A 23,652-nucleotide genomic window follows, 5' to 3' on the forward strand; every position below is an offset into this window, starting at 1 on the left:
CTGCCGCTCGACCCGGCCGACCCCGCCGCCGCGCTGCGGGCGCGCTGGCAGGCCACGCGCCAGCGCGGCTACGCCAGCGTCAGCGGCCACCTGCTGCACGGCATCGACTCGGCCGCGCTGCCAGTGCTGGACGCCCAGGGCCAGTTGGCCGGCGCCATCACCGGGCTGGGACTGCACGGCGGCTTCGACCTGGCGCCGGACGGCGCGCCGCTGCGGGCCCTGATGGCGGCCGCGGCCGATTGCTCGCGCCGGCTCGGCTGGCGCGGCGGGCGCTAAGGCGCCGCGCCGGCCCCCGGGGGCGCACCTTCCCCTGGAAATCGCTCGTCCCCGTCCTGCCGTCCTCGCTGGCGCGGAGGCCACCATCGCCGGCCGCCCCGCCCTTTTCGCCAGCCCCTTTACAATAGACAGTTGCCCAGAGCCGAGCCGACAGGTCCGGCTCGCTTTTTTGCCGCCGCCCATCCGGCGGCCCGGCGGCCGGCCCAGGCCGCGCCCGCCCCTGATACCGATACCCGCGTGCAAGCCCTTACCGTTTCCGATTTCGACTACGAGCTGCCTCCCGAGCTCATCGCGCAGACGCCCGCCGCCCAGCGCACGGGCAGCCGCCTGCTGCACCTGGATGGCGCCAGCCAACTGCATGACCGCCAGTTCGCCGACCTGGAAAAACTGCTGCGCCCCGGCGACCTGCTGGTGTTCAACGACACCCGCGTCATCAAGGCGCGCCTGGCCGGCCACAAGATCACCGGCGGCAAGGTCGAGGTGCTGGTCGAGCGCATCACCGACACCGACCGCGCCCTGGCGCACGTGCGCGCCAGCAAGTCGCCCGGCGCCGGCATGGTGCTGCGGCTGGCCGACGCCTTCGACGCCACGGTGCTAGGCCGCGAGGGCGAGCTGTTCGACATCCGCTTCCCCGGGCCGGTGCTGGAGCTGCTGGACGCGCACGGCGCGACGCCGCTGCCGCCCTACATCACGCACGCCGCCGACGCCGGCGACGACGACCGCTACCAGACCGTCTACGCCCGCGAACCGGGCGCCGTGGCGGCCCCGACCGCCGGCCTGCACTTCGACCAGCCCACCCTGGACCGCCTGGCGGCGCTGGGCGTGGAACGCGCCTTCGTCACGCTGCACGTCGGCGCCGGCACCTTCCAGCCGGTGCGCGTGGACAACCTGGCCGACCACGTCATGCACGCCGAATGGTTCACCGTGCCGCAGGCCACGGTGGACGCCATCGCCGCGGCCCGCGCACGAGGCGGCCGCGTGATCGCGGTCGGCACCACCAGCGTGCGCGCCCTGGAATCGGCCGCCGCCCAAACCGAGGGCCGCACCGCCCCCGGCCTGCCGCTGGCCGCCGCCCAAGGCGACACGCGCCTGTTCATCACCCCCGGCTACCAGTACCGTGTCATCGACGCGCTGGTCACCAACTTCCACCTGCCCCAGTCGACCCTGCTGATGCTGGTCTCGGCGCTGGCCGGCGTCGAGCCGATCCGCCGCGCCTACGCCCACGCCGTGGCCCAGCGCTACCGCTTCTTCAGCTACGGCGACGCCATGTTCATCGAATCCCCCGCCCCATGACCGGACTGAATTTCGAACTGCTCGCCACCGACGGCGGCGCCCGCCGCGGCCGCATCACGCTCAACCACGGCGTGGTGGAAACGCCCATCTTCATGCCCGTGGGCACCTATGGCAGCGTCAAGGCCATGATGCCGCACGAACTGAAGGACATCGGTTCGCAGATCGTGCTGGGCAACACCTTCCACCTGTGGCTGCGCCCGGGCACGGAGATCATGGAAAAGCATGGCGGCCTGCACGGCTTCATGCAGTGGGACAAGCCGATCCTGACCGACTCGGGCGGTTTCCAGGTGTTCAGCCTGCAGGGCATGCGCAAGATCACCGAGGAAGGCGTGAAGTTCGCCTCGCCCATCGACGGCGCCCGCCTGTTCCTGACGCCCGAGGAATCGATGCGCATCCAGCGCTCGCTGAACTCGGACATCGTCATGGTGTTCGACGAGTGCACGCCCTACGAGATCGACGGCCGCCCCGCGACCGTCGAGGAAGCGGCCCGCTCGATGCGCATGTCGCTGCGCTGGGCGCGCCGCTCGCGCGAGGAATTCGACCGGCTGCAGAACCCCAACGCGCTGTTCGGCATCGTGCAGGGCGGCATGTACGAATCGCTGCGCGACGAGTCCCTGGCCGGCCTGCAGGACATCGGTTTCCACGGCTACGCCATCGGCGGCCTGTCGGTGGGCGAGCCCAAGGAAGACATGATGCGCATCCTGGCGCACGTGACGCCCAAGCTGCCGGCCCAGGCGCCGCGCTATCTGATGGGCGTGGGCACGCCGGAAGACCTGGTCGAGGGCGTGAGCCGCGGCGTCGACATGTTCGACTGCGTCATGCCGACCCGCAACGCCCGCAACGGCTGGCTGTTCACCCGCTTCGGCGACGTCAAGATCCGCAACGCCAAGTACCGAGACGACACCCGCCCGCTGGACCCGAGCTGCGCCTGCCACACCTGCGCCAACTTCTCGCGCGCCTACCTGCATCACCTGCAGCGCGCCAACGAGATCACCGGCGCGCGCCTGAACACGCTGCACAACCTGCATTTCTACCTCACCATCATGAAGGAAATGCGGGAGGCCATCGCCGAGGGCCGCTTCGAAGCCTGGCGCGCGCAGTTCGCGGCCGACCGGGCGCGCGGGGTGGAGTAGCGGGAGGAGCAAACGACGGCCGACCTAGTGAAAACCACGAGATCGTCGGGGCTTTTTATTTGGCGATCCGCCCCCATCACTGCGCACAGGCCGTGACTGGTAGCCCGGGATAACCTCGCTACAATAGTCGGCTTGCCCTATCCATGGCTCGCGCGGGGATGGGCGCAGAACAAGATCGTCGACAGCACGATACAAACAAACCCAAACAGACCAAACGCAGGAGAATTACATGTCCGCTATCGATACCGCCAGCCTCGTCGTGGCCCAGGCCGCTCCCGAAGGCAATGCGCTGATGGGCATGCTGCCCATCATCCTGATGTTCGTGATCCTCTATTTCCTGATGATCCGTCCCCAGATGAAGCGCCAGAAGGAACACCGCAACCTCATCGCCGCCCTGGCCAAGGGCGACGAAGTCGTGACCGCCGGCGGCATGCTGGGCAAGGTCACCAAGGTGAACGACAGCTACGTCACCGTCGAAGTCTCGGAACTGGCCGACAAGCCGGTCGAGATCATCATGCAGAAGTCGTCGGTGTCGACCGTTCTGCCCAAGGGAACCATCAAGGCCCTGTAAGCGTCCCATAGGAGCTCCGCCGCCGGGCCCCGGGCCCGACGGCAGCCGCCCCGCCGCCCGCCGCGCCAGCCGCCCGGGCGGCCTTTTCTCCACTCTTACATGACGTAGCCGGCAATGAACCGCTATCCCCTCTGGAAGTACATTACGGTCCTGATTGCGGTCCTTATCGGCCTGCTGTATACGCTTCCCAATTTCTACGGCGAGTCGCCCGCCGTCCAGGTTTCCAGCGCCAAGGCCACCATCAAGGTGGATCCGGCCATGCGTGACCGGGTCGAGCAGGTACTGGCCGACGCCAAGATCCCCAACGACGGGGTCTACTACGAACAGAACGGCACGCTCGGCACCGTGCGCGCCCGCTTCACGTCGACCGACCTGCAACTGCAGGCGCGCGATCTGATCGACAAATCCCTCAACACCGTCCAGGGCGACCCGCACTACACCGTGGCGCTGAACCTGCTGCCGGCCTCGCCGAGCTGGATGCGCGCCATGGGCTGGTTCGCCCCCAAGCCCATGTACCTGGGCCTGGACCTGCGCGGCGGCGTGCACTTCCTGCTGCAAGTGGACATGCAGGGCGCCCTGACCGCCCGCTACGACTCGCTGGCCGCCGACGTGCGCTCGGTGCTGCGCGACCAGAAGGTCAACGTGGCCGGCGTCGAGCGCTCCGGCATGAGCGTGGCCGCAAGCTTCGCCAACGCGCAGGACCGCGACCGCGCCATCTCGACGCTGCGCAGCCGCCTGCCCGACCTGGAATTCACCGAAAGCGAAGAGAACGGCAAGCTGCTGCTGCTGGGCGCGCTGAACCCGGCCGCCGTCACCCGCGTGCAGGACTCGGCCCTCAAACAGAACATCAACACGCTGCACAACCGGATCAACGAACTGGGCGTGGCCGAACCGGTCATCCAGCAGCAGGGTTCGGACCGCATCGTGGTGCAGCTGCCCGGCGTGCAGGACGTGGCCAAGGCCAAGGAACTGCTGGGCCGCACCGCCACGCTCGAAATCCGCATGGTCGACGACTCGCCCGCCGCGCAGGCCGCGCTGCTGGGCGGTTCGGTGCCGTTCGGCCTGGAGCGCTACTCCGACCGCGACGGCCGCCCGATCCTGGTGCGCCGCCAGGTGGTCCTGACCGGTGAGAACCTGCAGGACGCCCAGCCCGGCCGCGATTCGCAGACCCAGCAGGCCGCCGTCCACCTGACGCTGGACTCCAAGGGCGCGCGCATCTTCCGCGACGTCACCCGCGACAACATCGGCAAGCGCATGGCCATCCTGCTGTTCGAGAACGGCAAGGGCGAAGTGGTCACGGCCCCCGTCATCCGCACCGAAATCGCCGGCGGCCAGGTGCAGATCTCGGGCAGCATGAGCTCCGAGGAAGCCGCCGACACCGCCCTGCTGCTGCGCGCCGGCGCGCTGGCCGCGCCGATGTCGATCATCGAGGAACGCACCATCGGCCCGAGCCTGGGCGCCGACAACATCTCGAAGGGCTTCCATTCGACGCTGTACGGTTTCCTGGCGATCGCCGTCTTCATCATCATCTACTACCACCTGTTCGGCGTGTTCTCGACCGTCGGCCTGACCCTGAACGTGCTGCTGCTGCTGGCCCTGCTGTCGATGCTGCAGGCCACGCTGACGCTGCCGGGCATCGCCGCCATCGCGCTGACACTGGGCATGGCGATCGACTCGAACGTGCTGATCAACGAGCGGATACGGGAAGAATTGCGCAACGGGGCAACGCCGCAACAGGCCATCCACCATGGCTTCGAGCGCGCCTGGGGCACGATCCTTGACTCCAACCTCACCACGCTGATTGTCGGCCTGGCCCTGCTGGCCTTCGGTTCCGGCCCGATCCGCGGCTTCGCGGTGGTCCATTGCCTGGGCATCCTGACCTCGATGTTCTCGTCCGTCGTGGGCGTGCGCGCGCTGGCCAACCTCTGGTACGGCCGCAAGAAGAAGCTCACGTCGATCTCCATCGGCGAAGTCTGGAAGCCGAAGACCAACTGAACATGCGCGCGGGCGGCCACGCCGCCCGCCGCCGAATAGCCAGGGCAAAACATGGAATTTTTCCGGATTCACCGCACCATCCCGTTCATGCGCCACGCGCTGGTGCTGAACATCATCAGCCTCGTCACCTTCGTGGCGGCGGTCTTCTTCATCATTACGCGCGGCTTCCACCTGTCGATCGAATTCACCGGCGGCACGGTCATGGAAGTCAACTACGCCCAGACGGCGCAGCTTGAAAACGTACGCGGCGTGGTCTCGAAGCTGGGCTACACCGACTTCCAGGTGCAGAACTTCGGCACCTCGCACGACGTCATGATCCGCCTGCCCCTGCAGGAAGGCCAGACGTCGGCCACCCAGAGCGAAACCGTCATGGCCGCGCTCAAGGCCGCCGACCAGGGCGTGGAGCTGCGCCGCGTCGAGTTCGTCGGCCCGCAGGTCGGCCAGGAACTGCTGCACAACGGCCTGATGGCGCTGCTGGTGGTGGTCATCGGCATCATGGTCTACCTGGGCTTCCGCTTCGAATGGAAGTTCGCGGTGGCCGGCGTGATCGCCAACCTGCACGACGTGGTCATCATCCTGGGCTTCTTCGCCTTCTTCCAGTGGGAGTTCTCGCTGTCGGTGCTGGCGGGCGTGCTGGCGGTGCTGGGCTACTCGGTGAACGAATCCGTGGTCATCATGGACCGGATCCGCGAGAACTTCCGCAAGTACCGCAAGGCGGACGTGCAGGAAGTCATCAACAGCGCCATCACGCAAACCATCTCGCGCACCATCATCACCCACGGTTCGACCCAGATGATGGTGCTGGCGATGCTGTTCTTCGGCGGCCCCACCCTGCACTACTTCGCCATGGCCCTGACTATCGGCATCTGGTTCGGCATCTACTCGTCGGTGTTCGTCGCCGCCGCGCTGGCCATGTGGATGGGCGTCAAGCGCGAAGACCTGGTCAAGCCGGTCAAGAAGGAAGGCGAGGAAGGCGAAGTCGCCTGAGCCGCTTCCCGCCCCGCAAGACCCGCCCGATGTGGCGGGTTTTTTTATGGGCGGACGAGCCTGGCGCAGGGCCCTCGGTCACTACGAATAGCCGCCCGTCCTACATGCGGATACCTTTGCCAAAGCCGTCGCCACGGAGGTTGACAGTTATATCCGAACAGGTATATTCATGTTTATCGAACTCCCTCGTCCCCTGTATTGGGAAGGTTCCTCGAAAAAAGACTTCCAGACCTTCCCGCTGGCCGTTCAGAAACACTTGGGGATGAGTCTGTTCATCGTGCAGTCGGGCCGGCGACCGGCCGCGTCCAAACCATGGCACGGACTGGGGCCGGGCGTGTTTGAACTGGTCGATGATCATCGGGGCGATACGTTCCGCGCCGTCTACCTGATACGCATCGGCAACGGCGTGCATGTACTGCATGCATTCCAGAAGAAGTCCAAATCGGGCGTTTCCACGCCGCGGCCCGACATTGCCCTGATCACCCGGCGGCTCAAACAGGTTCAGGCCCGCTATGGGCCCCACAAGAGACAACCATGACGCGTACTACCGGCACCCTGAATGTTCTGCATGACCTCGGCTTTGACGACGCCGCCGATCTGACCACCCAGGCGCAGCTCGCCATCAAGCTCAACGATCTGATCGACCAGCGCCAGCTCACCCAGGCCCAGGTTGCCGCCCTGACCGGCATGACCCAGCCCAAGGTCTCCCAGATTCGCCGCTACCAATTGCAGAACATCTCGCTGGAGCGGCTGCTGCGCGCCCTGGTCGCGCTGGACCAGCACGTGGAGATACGGGTACGCAAGGCAAGGCAATCCGACACGACAGGAATCAGCGTCAACCTCTAGGCCTTGTCGACGTTCGGTATCTCGTACCCATGCTTCGCATGCTCATCGCCACCAACACCGCCGCCGACGCGATGCCCGCGGCCACGTAGCCGACACTTTCCAGTCCCCACAGCGAAATCGCCAAACCGCCGAGAATCGCCCCAAGGCCCGTGCCGGCGTTGGCGGCGGAGACGTTCAAGGTGCCGGCCAGCGCCTGTGCCTGCGACGCCGAGTGCATCACCCGCACCTGGCAGACGGGAAACAGCGCGGTATAGGCGATGCCTCACACTGCCAGGGCCAGCCCCAGTGGCATCACCGCGCCCGCCAGCGGCACGCTGGCGGCCATGCCCAGCGCCAGAAGCAGCGAGAAGAACGCGGTGGCCCCCAGCGGGTTGCGGTCGACCAGACGGCCGCCGAACCAGTTGCCAACCAGGCCGATGGCGCCGAACCCCATCAGCCACCAACCGACCCGCGCCGGCGCCACCGCGGCAACGCGTTCCAGTGTGTCGGCCAGATAGGTGTAAGCCGTGTACATGGCGGTGAACACCAGCACCGACAGCAGCACTTGCGCGATGAACTCCGGGTTCCTGAGAATACGGGCCTGCTCTCCGATCCGCAGGCGGGGCGGCCGCGCCATGGCCGGCATGCAGCGCGTCAGGGCCAGCGCCATCAACAGCGACAACCCTGCCAGCCCCCACAGCGCGCCACGCCAGCCGATGGCCTCCGACACCAGCGTGCCCAGCGGGATGCCGAACAGCAACGCGGCGGAGATGCCCAGGTAGACCTGCGATACCGCGCGTCCGGCACGTTGCGGCTCGACCAGTTGCCCCGCCGTCTCGCTGGCCGTGCCCCAGAATACCGGCAACGCCAGCGCAGGAATGAAGCGAGCAACGGCCAGCACCCACAGGTTCGGCGCCATGGCAGCCAGGGCGTTGGACACCGCGAAAATCAACAGAATGACGACGAACAGCCGCTTGCGTTCGACGTGCGACAGCAGCACGGTCAGCACCGGCCCGAACAGCATCACGGTGAAGGCGAACAGGGTCACCAGCTGGCCCGCGGCGGAAATCGAAATGCCGAGGTCACGCGCCAGCGCTGGCAACAGGCCGACGATCAGGTACTCGGTGGTGACAATGACAAAGGCCGCCACCGCAAGAATCGCGATGGACAGGCCGCCCCGGCCCGCCAGAACGGCGGCGCGGGGCGCAACGAGCATGGACATGCGAAAGCGCTCCAGGGGAATGAATGGAACGCACAAGTCTATTGAAGACTAAATTTCCTATCTCGGATATATTTTCTTAGTATATTGGAATTTAGTTCATCAATAGAGGCCCGTATGACGCCCTCCGAACGGCTCAAAGGCATCGAAGCGTTTGTAATGACCGCCAGCGCGGGCAGCTTCACCGCGGCCGCCGAACGCCTCCACCTGACAAGCTCCGCGGTCGGCAAGAGCGTGGCGCGTCTCGAAGCCCGGCTCGGCATCCGGTTGTTCGAGCGCACCACGCGCCGCCTGGCGCTGACCGAGGCGGGCACGGCCTTCTACCGCACGTGCGCGCAGGTGCTGACCGACCTGGAGGAAGCGGAAACCGTGCTGGCGGTGCAGCAGAACGAACCCGTGGGCCGACTGCGCGTGGACGCGCCGGCCACCTTTGGCCGCCTGCGGGTCTGGCCGCCGCTGCTGCGCTTTGCCGAACGCCATCCCCGTCTGCGGCCGCATGTGTCGTTCACCGACCGGTTCGTCGATCTGCTCGACGAAGGCATCGATGTAGCAGTGCGCATTGGCGGCCCGGATCACTGGCCCGCCTCGATCGGATGTCGCCATCTGGGCCGCGAACGCCTGCTCTTTTGCGCGTCGCCCGCCTACCTGGCCCGCCGGGGCGCGCCCGCCTCGGCGGACGATTTGGCGCGGCATGATGCCGTCCTCTACGGCAAGGCCGATGGCAGCGTCAGTCCATGGCTGATCGCTCACGCCGACGGCCAGATCGAGCGGCGCGCGATGACTGGCCGTATCATCGCCGGCAGCGGCGACGCGCAGGTCGCGGCCGTCAAGGCGGGCTGCGGCATCGCACAGTTGGCCACCTGGCTGGTGGACGAAGCAATTACGCGCGGTGAACTGGCACCGGTCCTGCCGGCGCTGGCCACCGACGGCCTGCCGCTGCACCTGCTGTGGCCGGTCGGCAAGCAATTGCTGCCCAAGGTGGACGCGGTGCTCGCCATGCTGACCGAGGAACTGCGGATCGCCTGATCCCGTCGGCCACGACTGTATAGCCCGTCCTGGCGTCCGGTGTACGGGTACAGCCGCCGCCGTATTCACTACCATAGGCCTCATGAAACTCGCTCTCGATCATCTCGTCGTCGCCGCCGCCGACCTGGACAGCGGCACGCGCCACGTGGCCGACCTGCTGGGCATCGCGCCCACGGGCGGCGGCGCGCATCCCCGCATGGGCACCCACAACCGCGTGCTGGGCATGGCGGGCGGCTTGTACCTCGAAGTAATCGCCATCGACCCGGACGCGCCCGCGCCGCAGCGGCCGCGCTGGTTCGGGCTGGACCAGCCGGCCATGCGGGCGCGCCTGGCCGAAGGGCCGTTCCTGGCGCACTGGGCGGCGCGAGTCGAGGCGCCCGCTGACCTGAGCGCATGGCAGGCGCGGCACCCCGATCGCATCGCACCCGCCATCCCCATGACCCGCGGCGACCTGCGCTGGCGCCTTACGGTGCCCGACGACGGCAGCCTGCCGGCCTGGCGCGAAGCGGGCGCAACGGCCGGCGACGGCCTGCTGCCGACCCTGATCCAGTGGGATGTGGACGCCTATCCCGGCGTCAGCCTGCCGCGCCAGCCGCTGACCCTCGTGGCGCTGGCCGGCACCCACCCGCGCGCGGCGCTGCTGCGCCAGGGGCTGGCCTGGCTGGGCGCGGACGCGCTCATCGCCATCGAACAGGCCGACGGCCTGCCACGCCTGCAGGCCGCCATCGAGACCGACCGGGGCATCCGGATCCTGGCCTGACCCACACCACACGGAAAGACAACGGAGACATCCCCATGAGCGTCACCCTCAAGCGCTTCGACGACGCGCCCTACGAGCAGCAGTGCGAGGCCACCGTCATCGCCGTCGGCGCCGACGGCGTCGAACTGGACCAGACCCTCTGCTACGCCCGCAGCGGCGGGCAGGCCGGCGACAGCGGCACGCTGACGCTGGCCGATGGCCGCGCGCTGCCGGTGGCCGACACCGTCTACGCCGACGACCGCCGCCGCATCCTGCACGTGCTGGCCGAGGGCGCCGCGGCGCCGCAGGTCGGCGACCGCGTCACCGTGCGCATCGACTGGCCGCGCCGCCACCGGCTGATGCGCCTGCACACCTGTCTGCACCTGCTCGGTTCGCTGGTGCCGGCGCCCGTCACCGGCTGCAGCATTTCGCCCGACTCGGCCCGCATCGACTTCGACCTGCCCGAGTCGACGCTCGACAAGGCCGACCTGACCGAGCGCCTGAACACGCTGATCCAGGCCCGCACCGACGTCACCGTCAACACCATCACGCCCGAGGAACTTGCGGCGCAGCCCGATCTGGTGCGCACGGTCGGCGCCGCCCCGCCCGGCGGCGCGACGCGCATCCGCATCATCGAGATCCCCGGCGTGGACCGCCAGCCCTGTGGCGGCACGCACGTGGCCAACACCGGCGAGATCGGCCCCGTCACGGTCACCAAGATCGAAAAGAAAAGCCGCACCAACCGCCGCGTGGTGGTGGCGTTCGCCTGAACCTTGCCGCCAATGAAAATGGCCGCCTGCATGGCGGCCATTTTCATTGAAGTCCGTCGGCGGCGCCTCGCGGCGCGCTCAGCCCTTCTTCCACCAGCGCCACGGCGCGCGCAGCGGCCATTGGTACTTGCTACAGAGCACCCGCGGCGCCAGCAGGTGACCCACGGCGATGGCGATCGCGGCGGCGGTCAGCACGTCGGACAGGTAGTGATCCAGGTTGACCAGGCGGCTGGCGGCGACCAGTGCGGCCAGCGACAGGAAGGCCCAGCGCCAGCGCGGCGCCAGGATGCCGAGCGTCACCGCCACCGCGAAGGCGGCGTAGGTGTGGCTGGAAGGAAAGGAATTGAACTGGTTGGCGCGCGAGAACGACTCGCCCAGCCCGTAGATGCCCTTCTCGAAGAACAGCTCGGGACGGGCGCGCGCCACCAAACGCTTGAGCGCCAGCACCACCAGCCCGCCGACCGCCATGGTCGACAGCATCAGCAGGCTGCCGCGCGCCATGCTGGCGTAGCTCATGCGCACCGGATTGCGCCAGCCGCGCGCCAGGCCGACCAGGCCGACGATGTAGAACGCCAGCGCCACGCCGATGTAGCGGCCGCTTTCGCCCATTTCGCCGATCCACTCGAACGAGGTATTGACCCCGTCGCTGACCGATTGCCGGATCCAGATCGCCAGCGGCAGGTCGACCCACAGGGCGCAGACCGCGGCCACCAGCGCCACCCCGAGACCGGCCAGCAGCCAGGCGGAGGTCGACAGCGGATTGCGGAACTCGTCCGTCGCGGCGGCTGCGGCGCCGGGCGCGAGCGTGGCGGCCGGCGGAAGGGAGGGATTCGTCGTCATCGGACCGGTCGCGTAAAGATAATTGTTCTCGGAAAGGGAATCTGCGAGGGCCAGCTATCGTAACCCTGCATTTCGTCTGCATGAAGGAAATTTGCAGCAAGGGGTAAAATTCCGCTTTTCCCCTCTCCACTGCCCCCGGGATCTACACCCGTCACGGCGACCGACATGCAAGAAACTTCCCTCAAGCGCGTGCCTCACGCGCAAGACGGCGCCGCCGCCGTCCCGCCCGCCCCCGCCACCGGCGCTCCCCGCAAGCTTTACATCCGCACCTTCGGCTGCCAGATGAACGAGTACGACTCGGACAAGATGGCCGACGTGCTGCGCGGCGACCAGGGGCTGGAACTGACCGACAATCCGGAAGAAGCCGACGTCATCCTGTTCAACACCTGTTCGGTGCGCGAAAAGGCCCAAGAAAAGGTCTTTTCCGACCTGGGCCGCGTGCAGCACCTGAAAAAGACCAACCCGAACCTGGTGATCGGCGTGGGCGGCTGTGTCGCCAGCCAGGAAGGCGAGGCCATCGTCAAGCGCGCGCCCTATGTGGACGTGGTGTTCGGCCCGCAGACCCTGCACCGCCTGCCCGACCTGATCCACCGCCGCCGCGCCGAAGGCCGCTCGCAGGTCGACATCAGCTTCCCCGAGATCGAGAAGTTCGACAACATGCCGCCGCCGCGCGTCGACGGCGCCACCGCCTTCGTCTCGATCATGGAAGGCTGTAGCAAGTACTGCAGCTTCTGTGTCGTGCCCTACACGCGCGGCGAGGAAGTCTCGCGGCCGTTCGACGACGTGCTGGTCGAAGTGGCCGACCTGGCCGACCAGGGCGTCAAGGAAGTCACCCTGCTGGGCCAGAACGTCAACGCCTACCGCGGCCGCATGAGCGACAGCGACGAGATCGCCGATTTCGCCATGCTGCTGGAATACGTGCACGAGATTCCCGGCATCGAGCGCATCCGCTACACCACCTCGCACCCCAAGGAAATGACCCAGCGCATGGTGGACGCCTACGCCCGCCTGCCCAAGCTGGTGTCGTTCCTGCACCTGCCGGTGCAGGCCGGCAGCGACCGCGTGCTGGCGGCCATGAAGCGCGGCTACACCACGCTGGAATTCAAGTCGGTCGTGCGCCGCCTGCGCGCCGCGCGTCCCGACCTGACGCTGTCGTCGGACTTCATCGTCGGCTTCCCCGGCGAGACCGAGGAAGACTTCGAAAAGACCATGAAGCTGATCGAGGACGTCGGTTTCGACACCTCGTTCTCGTTCGTCTACTCGCGCCGCCCCGGCACGCCGGCCGCCGACCTGCACGACGACACGCCGCAGGACGTCAAGCTGCGCCGCCTGCAGCGCCTGCAGGCGCTGATCAACGAGCAGGCCGCCGCCATCGCCCGCAACATGATCGGCACCCGCCAGCGCCTGCTGGTGGAAGGCCCGTCGCGGCGCGACCCGAACGAGCTGATGGGCCGCACCGAGAACAACCGCATTGTCAACTTCGCCGCGCCCGCGCGGCTCATCGGACAGATGGTCGACGTCATCATCACCGAGGCGCACACCAATTCGCTGCGCGCCCGGGTGGCCGACGTCGACCGCGACTCCCAAGAGGCCGAATGACCACTTCCCGCCCCCGCGCCCGCCGCAGCCTGCCCGCCGTCGTCATCCTGGACGGCGACAACACCCACCTGGCCAACCTGTGCGGCCCGCTGGACGAAAACCTGCGCCAGCTTGCAGACGGCATGGGCGTGAAGCTCTCGCGCCGCGGCAGCCGCGTCACCATCGAAGGCGACAAGGCCGAACTGGCCGGCCGCGTGCTGCGCCGTTTCCATGAGCAGGCCGTGCATCGCGCGCTGTCGGTCGACGACATCCAGCTCGGGCTGGTCGAGATCGGCGTCGGCCGCCAGGAAGAGAAACTGCAGGACGCGCCGGCCCGCGAGGCCAACCCGCTGCCGGCGCTGGACGACGACAGCGACGCCATCGCCCTGCGCACCAAGCGCAGCGACCTGCGTCCGCGCACGCCGCGCCAGCGCGACTACCTGAACAACATCCTCAAGCACGACATCACCTTCGGCGTGGGTCCGGCCGGCACCGGCAAGACCTGGCTGGCGGTGGCCTGCGCCATCGACGCGATGGAGCGCGACACGGTGCAGCGCCTGGTGCTGACGCGCCCGGCGGTCGAAGCCGGCGAACGGCTGGGCTTCCTGCCCGGCGATCTGGCGCAGAAGGTCGACCCCTACCTGCGCCCGCTGTACGACGCCCTGTACGACCTGATGGGCTTCGAGAAAGTGCAGCGCCTGTTCGAGAAACAGACCATCGAGATCGCGCCGCTGGCCTACATGCGCGGCCGCACGCTGAACCACGCCTTCGTCATCCTGGACGAGGCGCAGAACACCACGCCCGAACAGATGAAGATGTTCCTGACGCGCATCGGCTTCGGCAGCAAGGCCGTCATCACCGGCGACCCGTCGCAGGTGGACCTGCCGCGCGGCCAGGAAAGCGGCCTGGCGCACGCCGTCAAGGTGCTGCACGACGTGCAGGGCATCGCCACCACCCGCTTCACCAGCCGCGACGTGGTGCGCCATCCCCTGGTGGCGCGCATCGTCGATGCCTACGACCGAGCGGCGGAAAATGACGCCTGACCTGTCCCTGTCCGTCCAGTACGGGGTCGACGAGCCCCGCCTGCCGCGCTGGCGCCTGCGCCGCTGGGCCGAGCGGGCGCTGGCCGCCGCGGCCGAGGATGGCCTGGTGGACTTCAGCGCCGCCGAGCTCAGCCTGCGCCTGGTGGGCGCGGCCGAGGGGCGCCGCCTGAACCGCGATTTCCGCCAGCGCGACTACGCCACCAACGTGCTGACGTTCGAATACGGCGTGGATCCGCTGGGCGTGGCGCGCGGCGACATCGTGATGTGCGTGCCGGTGCTGGTGCGCGAGGCGCGCGAACAGCGCAAGGCGCTGCTGGACCATGCCGCCCACCTGACGCTTCACGGCGTGCTGCATTCGCTCGGCTACGACCACATCAAGGCGCGCGACGCCCGCCGCATGGAAGCGCTGGAAACCGCCACGCTGGCCCGCATGGGCATCGCCGACCCCTACCAGGAGCGCTGATTCCGCCCCTCGGGTCAACCCTGAGCAATCGACGCGAAATGGCGGCCTGCAAGGCGCAGATCGCGTCGGTTGGCCCCATTTTCGCGGGCCGCGTTACAAATTGCGCGCCAGATTCGGTTATGCTGACCCCTCCCTAACTTGTCCTCCCGGACGATGTCTGACCCCTACCCTGCTCCCGAAGCGACGCCCGCTCGCTCATCCAAACCCGCCACCAAATCCCTTCTAGACCGCCTGCTTTCCCTCGTGCGCCGCGAGCCCGAGGACCGCGAAGGCATCAAGGCCATCCTGGAAGCCGCGCATGACCGCGACCTGCTGGACGCGGAGTCCTACAAGATGATCAAGGGCGCGCTGGCCGTGTCCGAAGGCACCGTCGGCGACATCATGGTGCCGCGCTCGCGCATGGACCTGCTCGACGTCACGCAGCCCATTCCCTACCTGGTGGCCAACGTGATCGAAACCGCTCACTCGCGGTTCCCGGTGTACGAAGGCGACCGCGACAACATCATCGGCATCCTGCTCGCCAAGGACCTGCTGCGCTGCATGCTGGAACCCGGCATCGAGGTGCGCACGCTGGTTCGCCCGGCCGTGTTCATCCCCGAATCCAAGCGCCTGAACGTGCTGCTGCACGAGTTCCGCGCCAGCCGCAACCACCAGGCCATCGTCATCGACGAGCACGGCGGCATCTCCGGCCTGGTGACGATGGAAGACGTGCTGGAGCAGATCGTCGGCGACATCGAGGACGAATTCGACGAAACCGAGGAAGACTCGATCTTCCCCGAGGGCGAGAACCAGTGGCGCGTGCTGGCTGCCACCGACATCTCGCACTTCAACGACGTGTTCGGCTGCCTGTTGCCCGACGACGAGTACGACAGCGTCGGCGGCTGGATGGGCGGGCAGTTGGGACGCATCCCGCGCCGCGGCGACGTCGCCGAGTTCGACGGATTGAAGCTCGAAGTGGCGCGCGGCGACGCGCGTCGCGCCATCTGGCTGCGCGTCAAGCGCGTGGCGCCCTCCCGCGGCGTCCAGCCCGACTCCGACGCATGAGTCGCGCCCCCCGCGGTCCGTTCCTGTTGGGCGCGGCCGGCCTGACGCTGGCCGGCGCCGTCCACGCCCTCACCTTCGCCCCCGGCCCGCTGCCAGGCTGGGCGCTGGCCGTCACCCAGGTCCTGGCGCTGGCGGTGGCCGCCCGCGTCACGCTGTACGCGCCCTCGGCGCGCCAGGCCTGGCTGCGCGGCTGGCTGTTCAGCTTCGCCACTTACGCGCTGGGGCTGTACTGGATCTTCATCAGCCTGCACCGCTACGGCGACCTGGCCGCGCCGCTGGCGGTGGCCGCGGTGCTGGCGCTGGCGGCCTTCCTGGCGCTGTTCCCGGCCACCGCCGGCGCGCTGGCGCGGCGCTATGTCCCGCTGGCGGCCGACTCGACGCCGGGACGGGTGCTGTCCGGCACGCTGGCCTGGGGCGCGCTGTGGGCCGGCTTCGAATGGGTCCGCGCGGTGCTGCTGACCGGCTTTCCGTGGCTCAACATCGGCTACGCGCAGGTCGACAGCCCCATCGCTGGCTGGGCCCCGCTGCTGGGCGTGCACGGCATGGCCCTGCTGTCGGCCTTCGCCGCCGCCGCCCTCGCCAGCCTGTGGCGTCCCGCGGGCCTGCAGAAGCAGCCGCGCGACGGCCGCCACGCGCTGGCCGCCGGGGTGGCGCTGGCATTGGCCGCCGCCGGCTGGCCGCTGTCCCGCATCGACTGGTCCGCGCCCAGCGGCGAACCACTGAACGTGCGTCTGGTCCAGGGCAACATCGAGCAGTCGCAGAAATTCGATCCGGCGCTGCTCGACCAGAGCCTGCGCCGCCACCTGGAACTGGCGGCGATGCCGCCGGCGCCGGGGGTGCCGCCGCCGCAGATGGTGATCCTGCCGGAAACGGTGCTGCCGATCTTCCAGGACCAGCTCGATCCGCGCGTCTGGGACGTCTGGCGCCAGGTGGCGGCGCGGCAGAATGCCGTGATCGCCATGGGGGTGCCGATCCACGACGTGCGCAATGGCCGCGACCGCTACACCAACAGCGTCATGGGCTTCGATGGCCGGACGCCGCTGGAACAACTGACGGGCGGCAGCACCGCGATGCGCTACGACAAGCGCCACCTGGTGCCCTGGGGTGAATACGTGCCGCCGGGCTTCCACTGGTTCGTCGACATGCTGAACATCCCGCTGGGCGATTTCGACCGTGGCGGCGAGCGCCAGACGCCATTCGCCGTGGGCGGCCAGCACATCGCCTTCAACATCTGCTATGAAGACCTGTTCGGTCCCGACCTGCTGCCCGCGCTGCAGCCCGGTCCCGATGGCGAACCGGGCGCCACCATTCTGGTGAACGTCAGCAACCTGGGCTGGTTCGGCGATACCTGGGCGTTGCGCCAGCATCTGCAGATCGGGCGCCTGCGCACAATCGAGACCGCGCGGCCGATGCTGACCGCCACCAACACCGGCATCACGGCGGCCATCGACGCCAAGGGCAACGTTGCCGCCCAACTGGCGCCGCTGCAGCCGGGCGTGCTGCCGGTCTCGGTGCAGGGCATGGCCGGCCTGACGCCTTATGCCCGCTTCGGCGACAAGTCGGCGCTGGCGCTGATCGGCCTGGCGCTGATTGCCGCCTTCGGCGTCAGCCGCGCGCGCCGTCCCTGAACCCGGAACGGGTCGGCCTCGGCCTGGCCCGGCTCCCCACCCCGGGCCTCTGCCGGCGCCCCTTTCCCGGCGCGTCCCTAGCGCAACAAGTCGACAGGCAGCGCGCCGCTGTCGTCGGCCGGCCGCAGCGGCCCCATTCCCGCGCCCGTCAGCTCGATCGCATCCGCGATGCGCGCCAGATCATCGCTATCCAGTTCCAGTTCCGCCGCGCCCAGCACGCCGTCGACCTGGGCCGCGTTGCGCATGCCGACGATGGCGCCGGTGACCCCCGGCCATGCCAGCGTCCAGGCGATGGCGACCGCGGCCTGGGTCGTGCCGTGGCGCTCGGCGATGGGCTTGAGCGCTTCGGCCAGCGCCAGGTTGCGCGCCAGGTTGGGCGGCTGGAATTCGGCATTGCGCGAGCGCCAGTCGTCCGCGCGCAGGGTCCGCGCCCGCTCGGCCGAAAAGCCGCCGCTCAACAGGCCCGACTGCATGGGGCTGTAGACAATGACGCCGGTGCCGTTCTGCGCGCACCACGGAATCAGGTCGGCGCCGGCGCCGCGCTGGATCGCCGAGAACGGCGGCTGCAGCGACTCCACGTGCCCCAGCGCCTCGGCGTCCTGCAACTGCGCCAGGTTATGGTTGGACAGGCCGACGGCGCGCACCTTGCCCTCCCGCCTGAGGTCCAGCAATTCCTGCCAATAGACCTCCAGCGGCGTGCCGTCGCCGGCCGGCCAGTGCATCTGGTACAGGTCGATGCGCTCGACGCGCAGCCGGCGCAGCGACCCCTCGATTTCGCGGCGGATGCTGGCTGGCGCGCCGGTGCGCCGCGGGGTCGCCTGCGGCTGCTCGGGGGACCAGGTCAGGCCGCACTTGGTGAAGACGTACGGCCGCTCGCCGGGGCTCATCTGCGCCAGCGCGCGGCCCACCACCTCCTCGGCATGGCCCAGTCCATAGACGGCGGCGGTATCGATCCAGTTGATGCCGCGATCGACCGCGAGGCGGATGGCGGCGATCGAGTCGGCGTCATCCTGCGGCCCCCAGCCGATGGCCCAGGCGTTGCCGCCCATCGCCCAGGCGCCCACGCCAATGCGCGTGATCGACATATCGCTGCGCCCCAGCGGACGCGTGGGAAAAGAAGTCGTGGTGCTCATGCGAAAAAATCTCCTGCCGGCAAAACATCATGGCGGATTCCACCCGGGTTCCCGCAGCGGTCACGATAGCACTCGTCCAAGCCGTTGATTTTCCGGCATTGTGCGCCCGGGGCCCGGCGTCGCGGAAGCGGCTGACGCCCCTCGCCGCATGCCAAAGTATGCCCCCGCATGCCACGCATGCGTCCCCCTGAACGCGACTTCAATGCAACTTTTTCGTTTTTTGCACCCAACCGACTTGCACGCCGAAATTAGTTCGTGCATAATCTCGTTTCTTCGCCAACGGCACTAAACAAAACCGGCAACGAGATACGAAAAACGACCGCGAAAGCGATCGGAAAAAACGTAAAACGTGGCAGGAGTTGATTAGAAGAACGGGGGTATAGCTCAGCTGGGAGAGCGCTTGCATGGCATGCAAGAGGTCAGCGGTTCGATCCCGCTTACCTCCACCAGTCCAAAGCGAAGAGTAGTAGAGCAGGAAAACTCGCGGTAAAACGCGCAGTAAAGACAGCAAGTCGACAGCAAGTCCAAGTCCCCTTCGTCTAGAGGCCTAGGACATCACCCTTTCACGGTGAGTACAGGGGTTCGAATCCCCTAGGGGACGCCAGTTCACTGGCAGCAGTACAGAGTTTTGTAGTACCAAAGTGCAGTTGAAGTGACACAGTAGTTGAGTAAGCCGCTGCGGAGCGGTAGTTCAGTTGGTTAGAATACCGGCCTGTCACGCCGGGGGTCGCGGGTTCGAGCCCCGTCCGCTCCGCCAAAAGCGCTCTACGCAGTGCCTTTCAAGAGCTCCGTCCCTGGAGCTTTTTGCATTTATAGGGTGTAAGCCTTGTTGTTTGCAGGTTGGAACAGCAGGGATTCTGGGGGGTATAGCTCAGCTGGGAGAGCGCTTGCATGGCATGCAAGAGGTCAGCGGTTCGATCCCGCTTACCTCCACCAGTAAAGCAGTAAGTAGTACAGTAGTTCGAGCAGTTGCAGTTTCCGGTCCCCTTCGTCTAGAGGCCTAGGACATCACCCTTTCACGGTGAGTACAGGGGTTCGAATCCCCTAGGGGACGCCAGTTCGCTGGCTCGCCTACCGGATCTGCGAAGCCGTCCTGACAAGATGGTGCGCTGCCAAGTGTTGTTGTTGTAGACCGCTGCGGAGCGGTAGTTCAGTTGGTTAGAATACCGGCCTGTCACGCCGGGGGTCGCGGGTTCGAGCCCCGTCCGCTCCGCCAAGCACTTGCGTGCATCCCAGCAAGCCGCAAGATCCAGTTGTTCCGCAGGAGTCTTCCTGCACTGCGCCAGAAAGCGCCCGCCAAAAGCTCCGGATTCCGGAGCTTTTTTGCTTTTCGCGGCGACCCGCGCCGAGACGCCCGTTCCCCCTTCTCGTCCGTTTATCCTCTAGACAGGCCGCGCCGCGCAACGCATCCTGTGCGCTTGTGCCAGCCAAGCCAAGAGGCCCACGTGACCGCCAGCAACGCCGCTCCACACCCGCATCGCCAACACCTGCAACGCATCATCGCAGGCCTGAACGAAGGCATCATCCTGCTCGAGGCCGATGGCGTCATCGCCTGGGCCAACGCCAGCGCACTGGCGCTGCATGGGATCGACACACTGGAGGCGTTGGGCAACACACCCGCGGGCTACCGCAAGCGTTATGCGCTGACCTACCGCAATCACCATCGCGTTCCCGCCCGGCAATATCCGCTGGATCGACTGGCCGCGGGCACGGCATTCGACGATTTGCTGCTGGACCTGACGCGCAAGGACGATCCCGACTTCCTGCGCAACATCCGGGCGCGGGGCCTGCTGCTGGAAGACGACGGCACGGACTATCGCGTGCTGATCCTGGACGACCAGACCGAAGCCTTCAATGCCGAACAGCGCTTCGAGCGCACCTTTGCCGCCAATCCCGCGCCGGCGCTCATCTGCCGGCTATCCGACCTGCGCTACGTGAAAGTGAACCAGGGCTTCCTGGACATGACGGGCCTGACGCGCGAGGCGGTGCTGGGCAAATCGGCCTACGAACTCGACGTGCTCGATGGCGGCGAGGACAAGGAGGACGCGGTGGCCAAGCTGAACGCGGGCCTGACCATCACCCAGCGCGAGGGCGTGCTGCGGCTGGGCGACGGCGGCGCCAGGTTCGTCATCGTCGCCGGCCAGCCGATCGACATGCAGGACGAGCCGTGCATGCTGTTCACCTTCATCGACCTGGAAAAGCGCAAGCGCGCCGAGGAAGCCCTGCAGCAGAGCGAGGAACGTTTCTCCAAGGCGTTCCGGCTGGCGCCCGTGCCGATGGCGCTGTGCGACGGCGAATCGCTGCGCGCGCTGGATATCAATGACGCGTTCGCGCAGGCCGTGGGCGTGTCGGCGCAGGACGGCGCGGGCCAGGAACTGACCACGCTCGGCCTGCGCCCGTTCGACGGCATGGCCGACAGCCTGGCGCGCGGCGAGAGCATCCGCAACCGCGAAGCCGCGCTGGCCACGCCGGACGGCGCCGTGCTGGCTTGCCTGGCGTCGGCCGAGCCGGTCATGATCGGCGGCGAGCGCCGCGTGCTGCTGGTGATGCAGGACATCTCCGAACGCAAACGCAGCGAAACCGAGCTGCTGACCGCGATCGAGGCGGTGATGCAAGACACCTCATGGTTCAGCCGCGGCATCATCGAGAAGCTGGCGCAATTGCGCGCCCCGGCGCCGGCGGCGCGCGACGTGGCCGAGCTGGCGCAACTGACCGCGCGTGAGCGCGAGGTGCTGGGCCTGCTGTGCCAAGGCCATGACGACGACGATATCGCCCGCCAGTTGCGCCTGTCGCGCAACACGGTGCGCAATCACGTGGCCACCATCTACAGCAAGATCGGCGTGCATCGGCGCAGCGCGGCCATCGTCTGGGCCCGCGACCGCGGTATCACCGGCCATGAAAAACCCCGCCCCCGCGGCAAGTCCGGCGCGGGCTGACATCGCCCGCCCGGATTTACAAATTGAATCAAAATAATCGGGGTATCGCGCTGCGCGGAGATGCCGCCGCGTTCGATTCCGTCCGCCCCCAAAAAGCGCGATTTCCAGCAAAACACCAGGCAACTCCCCGCCAAAATCCGCATTGCGCCCCAGATTGCGCAAACCCTGCGCAGGTTCTTACGATCCGCCGATCTGGCCGCCCTCCACGGGGCCGGCGAGAGCCCCGCAAGCCTTCTGGAGCCCGTTGATGCAGACCGCCTACATTCCCGTTCCCAAGCCGCCCAAGGCGCAGCCCGCGCCCGCCTGGAGCAGCGCCGCAGTGATGGCGCTCTATGCCCTGCCGTTCATGGACCTGGTATTCCGCGCCCAGCAGACGCACCGCGCCCATTTCGACCCCAACGGCATCCAGCTCTCGAGCCTGCTGTCGATCAAGACCGGCGGCTGTCCCGAGGACTGCGGCTATTGCTCGCAGTCGTCGCGCTACGACACCGGCCTGGAAGCGGAAAAGCTGATACCGCTGGACGAGGTGCTGGCCGCGGCCCGCGCCGCGCAGGCAGGCGGGGCGCAGCGCTTTTGCATGGGCGCCGCCTGGCGCAGCCCCAAGCCGCACCACCTGGAGGCCGTGGCCGAGATGGTCAGCGCGGTCAAGGCGCTGGGGCTGGAGACCTGCGTCACACTGGGCATGCTGCGCGAAGGCCAGGCCGAACAACTCAAGGCCGCCGGCCTGGACTACTACAACCACAACCTCGACACCTCGCCCGAGTTCTACGGCAAGATCGTCACCACCCGCACTTACCAGGACCGCCTCGATACGCTGGACCGCGTGCGTGGCGCCGGCATCAACGTCTGCTGCGGCGGCATCGTCGGCATGGGCGAATCGCGCCAGGAGCGCGCCGGCCTGATCGCGCAACTGGCCAACATGGAGCCCTATCCCGAGTCGGTGCCGATCAACAACCTGATGCGGGTGGAAGGCACGCCACTGGCCGACGCCGAGCCGCTCGATCCGTTCGAGTTCGTGCGCACCATCGCCGTGGCGCGCATCACCATGCCGCGCGCCGTGGTGCGCCTCTCGGCCGGGCGCGAGGCCATGGATGAGGCCATGCAGGCGCTGTGCTTCATGGCCGGCGCCAACTCGATGTTCTACGGCGACGTGCTGCTGACCACGGGCAATCCGCGCATGGAGGCCGACCAGCGCCTGCTGCAACGCCTGGGCATGCGCATCGATGCCGGCCAGCACACGCACCCGGACCTGTCGGCGTGACGCTGACTCCGGGCCTGTCATACCTGCTGGCCAGCGTCACCTGCAGTGTCGCCGTGGCGGCGATGCTGAAGCTGGCGCGGCGCTGGCAGGTGGACGTGCGCCAGGCCATCATGGCCAACCACGCCGTGGCCGCCCTGCTCTGCTGGGCCGTGCTGCGGCCGGACCCCGTGGCGCTGCTGACACCACAGACGCCGTGGCTGGTGCTGGCGGCGCTGGGCGTGCTGCTGCCCAGCGGCTTCATGGCGATGGCGCTGGCCGTGCGCCATGCCGGCGTGGTGCGCAGCGACGCCGCGCAGCGGTTGTCGCTGTTCATCCCGCTGCTGGCGGCGTTCCTGTTGTTCGGCGAGCCGGTCAGCGGCCGCAAGCTGGGCGCCATCGCGCTGGCCTTCGCCGCCCTGTTCTGCCTGTTGCGGCGCCCCGCGCCCGAGCCCGAAGCGGCCACGCCGGCGCGCGATACGGACACGGCCGGACGCCGCGCGCTGTGGTTGTGGCCGTTGTCGGTGTGGGTGGCCTATGGCGTGGTCGACATCCTGTTCAAACAGGTGGCGCGCGCCGGCACCGGGTTCGCCGGCGGCCTGCTGCTGGCGTTCGCGCTGGCCAGCGCGCTGATGCTGGCCTACCTGCTCTGGCGCCGCGCCCGCTGGGCCCCGCGCCATCTGGCGGCCGGCGTGGCGCTGGGGGTGGTGAATTTCGGCAACATCATCACCTATATCCGCGCCCACCAGGCGCTGCCCGAGCATCCCGCGCTGGTGTTCGCGTCCATGAACATGGGCGTGATCACGCTGGGCACGCTGGTCGGAGCACTGGCGTTCCGCGAACCCCTGACGCGCCTGAACGGCGTGGGCCTGGCGCTGGCGCTGGGGGCCATCCTGCTGATGACCCCGTGGTGAGC

The 23,652-nt window shown here is 67.9% G+C and carries 20 protein-coding genes, 6 tRNA genes and 2 pseudogenes; 25 read left to right on the top strand and 3 right to left on the bottom strand.

Annotated features, from left to right (window positions below; all coding sequences use genetic code 11):
* The 8 genes and pseudogenes from HV783_RS26300 to HV783_RS26335 all read left to right on the top strand — a co-directional run.
* Positions 1-276: pseudogene (locus HV783_RS26300) on the top strand (IclR family transcriptional regulator); the annotation flags it as partial.
* A 237-nt stretch (positions 277-513) separates the two neighbouring features.
* A complete protein-coding gene (queA, locus tag HV783_RS26305; protein ID WP_175190168.1) occupies positions 514-1,569 on the top strand; it encodes a tRNA preQ1(34) S-adenosylmethionine ribosyltransferase-isomerase QueA in 1,056 nt (351 codons plus the stop codon).
* Entirely contained in the window at positions 1,566-2,702 is a 1,137-nt protein-coding gene (gene tgt / locus HV783_RS26310) for a tRNA guanosine(34) transglycosylase Tgt (protein ID WP_054500986.1), read from the top strand. The genes queA and tgt overlap by 4 nt, the downstream gene beginning before the upstream one ends.
* 229 nt (positions 2,703-2,931) lie before the next feature.
* On the top strand, positions 2,932-3,273 hold the full coding sequence (gene yajC, locus HV783_RS26315) for a preprotein translocase subunit YajC (protein WP_006390891.1): 342 nt from the start codon (positions 2,932-2,934) through the stop codon (positions 3,271-3,273).
* A gap of 114 nt (positions 3,274-3,387) precedes the next feature.
* Positions 3,388-5,268 carry a protein translocase subunit SecD gene (gene secD / locus HV783_RS26320; protein WP_054500983.1) on the top strand — a complete coding sequence of 627 codons (1,881 nt, stop codon included), beginning with the start codon at positions 3,388-3,390 and terminating at the stop codon, positions 5,266-5,268.
* 51 nt (positions 5,269-5,319) lie between these two features.
* Entirely contained in the window at positions 5,320-6,255 is a 936-nt protein-coding gene (gene secF, locus HV783_RS26325; RefSeq protein WP_054500982.1) for a protein translocase subunit SecF, read from the top strand.
* Between the two features lie 169 nt (positions 6,256-6,424).
* Positions 6,425-6,793: a type II toxin-antitoxin system RelE/ParE family toxin gene (locus tag HV783_RS26330; protein WP_006386650.1), complete on the top strand. Its 369-nt coding sequence runs from the start codon at positions 6,425-6,427 to the stop codon at positions 6,791-6,793.
* Positions 6,790-7,101, top strand: coding sequence for a helix-turn-helix domain-containing protein (locus HV783_RS26335; RefSeq protein ID WP_064522930.1), 312 nt, complete (start codon positions 6,790-6,792; stop codon positions 7,099-7,101). Before HV783_RS26330 ends, HV783_RS26335 begins: the two co-directional genes overlap by 4 nt.
* Here HV783_RS26335 and HV783_RS26340 read toward each other — a convergent pair.
* A pseudogene (locus HV783_RS26340) lies at positions 7,091-8,296 on the bottom strand (MFS transporter). The gene HV783_RS26335 and the pseudogene HV783_RS26340 overlap by 11 nt on opposite strands.
* A 120-nt stretch (positions 8,297-8,416) precedes the next feature.
* Here HV783_RS26340 and HV783_RS26345 point away from each other — a divergent pair.
* The 3 genes from HV783_RS26345 (at position 8,417) to HV783_RS26355 (ending at position 10,834) form a co-directional block, all read left to right on the top strand.
* Entirely contained in the window at positions 8,417-9,325 is a 909-nt protein-coding gene (locus HV783_RS26345) for a LysR family transcriptional regulator (protein ID WP_175167506.1), read from the top strand.
* A gap of 82 nt (positions 9,326-9,407) precedes the next feature.
* Positions 9,408-10,085, top strand: a complete 678-nt coding sequence (locus HV783_RS26350) for a VOC family protein (RefSeq protein WP_175190169.1) — start codon at positions 9,408-9,410, stop codon at positions 10,083-10,085.
* A 35-nt stretch (positions 10,086-10,120) separates the two neighbouring features.
* Entirely contained in the window at positions 10,121-10,834 is a 714-nt protein-coding gene (locus HV783_RS26355; RefSeq protein WP_175142567.1) for an alanyl-tRNA editing protein, read from the top strand.
* 78 nt (positions 10,835-10,912) lie between these two features.
* On the opposite strand, the gene HV783_RS26360 is transcribed toward HV783_RS26355, so the two are convergent.
* On the bottom strand, positions 10,913-11,674 hold the full coding sequence (locus tag HV783_RS26360) for a phosphatase PAP2 family protein (RefSeq protein ID WP_175142568.1): 762 nt from the start codon (positions 11,672-11,674) through the stop codon (positions 10,913-10,915).
* Positions 11,675-11,839: 165 nt separating this feature from the next.
* Here HV783_RS26360 and miaB point away from each other — a divergent pair, with 165 nt between their 5' ends.
* The 5 genes from miaB (at position 11,840) to lnt (ending at position 17,430) form a co-directional block, all read left to right on the top strand.
* Positions 11,840-13,273, top strand: a complete 1,434-nt coding sequence (gene miaB / locus HV783_RS26365) for a tRNA (N6-isopentenyl adenosine(37)-C2)-methylthiotransferase MiaB (RefSeq protein WP_175142569.1) — start codon at positions 11,840-11,842, stop codon at positions 13,271-13,273.
* Complete coding sequence (locus tag HV783_RS26370) at positions 13,270-14,295, top strand: PhoH family protein (RefSeq protein ID WP_175190170.1); 1,026 nt, start codon at positions 13,270-13,272, stop codon at positions 14,293-14,295. The genes miaB and HV783_RS26370 overlap by 4 nt, the downstream gene beginning before the upstream one ends.
* Complete coding sequence (gene ybeY / locus HV783_RS26375) at positions 14,285-14,758, top strand: rRNA maturation RNase YbeY (RefSeq protein WP_054500975.1); 474 nt, start codon at positions 14,285-14,287, stop codon at positions 14,756-14,758. The genes HV783_RS26370 and ybeY overlap by 11 nt, the downstream gene beginning before the upstream one ends.
* A 153-nt stretch (positions 14,759-14,911) precedes the next feature.
* Entirely contained in the window at positions 14,912-15,802 is an 891-nt protein-coding gene (locus HV783_RS26380; protein WP_064522666.1) for a CorC family transporter, read from the top strand.
* Positions 15,799-17,430, top strand: a complete 1,632-nt coding sequence (lnt, locus tag HV783_RS26385) for an apolipoprotein N-acyltransferase (RefSeq protein ID WP_054500973.1) — start codon at positions 15,799-15,801, stop codon at positions 17,428-17,430. Before HV783_RS26380 ends, lnt begins: the two co-directional genes overlap by 4 nt.
* 77 nt (positions 17,431-17,507) lie before the next feature.
* Here lnt and HV783_RS26390 read toward each other — a convergent pair whose 3' ends face one another.
* The gene (locus HV783_RS26390) at positions 17,508-18,563 is read right to left on the bottom strand and encodes an aldo/keto reductase (RefSeq protein WP_116793392.1); all 1,056 of its coding nucleotides are present in this window, start codon (positions 18,561-18,563) and stop codon (positions 17,508-17,510) included.
* 373 nt (positions 18,564-18,936) lie between these two features.
* Between HV783_RS26390 and HV783_RS26395 the strand changes: the two genes are divergently transcribed.
* From HV783_RS26395 to HV783_RS26435, 9 genes are all read left to right on the top strand, one after another.
* Positions 18,937-19,012: transfer RNA gene (locus HV783_RS26395), tRNA-Ala, on the top strand.
* 79 nt (positions 19,013-19,091) lie between these two features.
* Positions 19,092-19,167, top strand: a tRNA-Glu gene (locus HV783_RS26400).
* Between the two features lie 76 nt (positions 19,168-19,243).
* Positions 19,244-19,320 (top strand) — tRNA-Asp (locus HV783_RS26405).
* Positions 19,321-19,423: 103 nt separating this feature from the next.
* Positions 19,424-19,499: transfer RNA gene (locus HV783_RS26410), tRNA-Ala, on the top strand.
* A 45-nt stretch (positions 19,500-19,544) separates the two neighbouring features.
* Positions 19,545-19,620, top strand: a tRNA-Glu gene (locus tag HV783_RS26415).
* Between the two features lie 82 nt (positions 19,621-19,702).
* Positions 19,703-19,779, top strand: a tRNA-Asp gene (locus tag HV783_RS26420).
* 229 nt (positions 19,780-20,008) lie between these two features.
* The gene (locus HV783_RS26425; RefSeq protein ID WP_064522670.1) at positions 20,009-21,499 is read left to right on the top strand and encodes a helix-turn-helix transcriptional regulator; all 1,491 of its coding nucleotides are present in this window, start codon (positions 20,009-20,011) and stop codon (positions 21,497-21,499) included.
* 247 nt (positions 21,500-21,746) lie between these two features.
* A complete protein-coding gene (gene bioB / locus HV783_RS26430; RefSeq protein WP_175190171.1) occupies positions 21,747-22,760 on the top strand; it encodes a biotin synthase BioB in 1,014 nt (337 codons plus the stop codon).
* A 2-nt stretch (positions 22,761-22,762) separates the two neighbouring features.
* On the top strand, positions 22,763-23,650 hold the full coding sequence (locus tag HV783_RS26435; protein WP_175142685.1) for an EamA family transporter: 888 nt from the start codon (positions 22,763-22,765) through the stop codon (positions 23,648-23,650).
* The last annotated feature ends 2 nt before the right edge of the window (positions 23,651-23,652 follow it).

It is taken from the genome of Achromobacter dolens, from assembly GCF_902859745.1.
Lineage (GTDB): Bacteria > Pseudomonadota > Gammaproteobacteria > Burkholderiales > Burkholderiaceae_B > Achromobacter > Achromobacter dolens.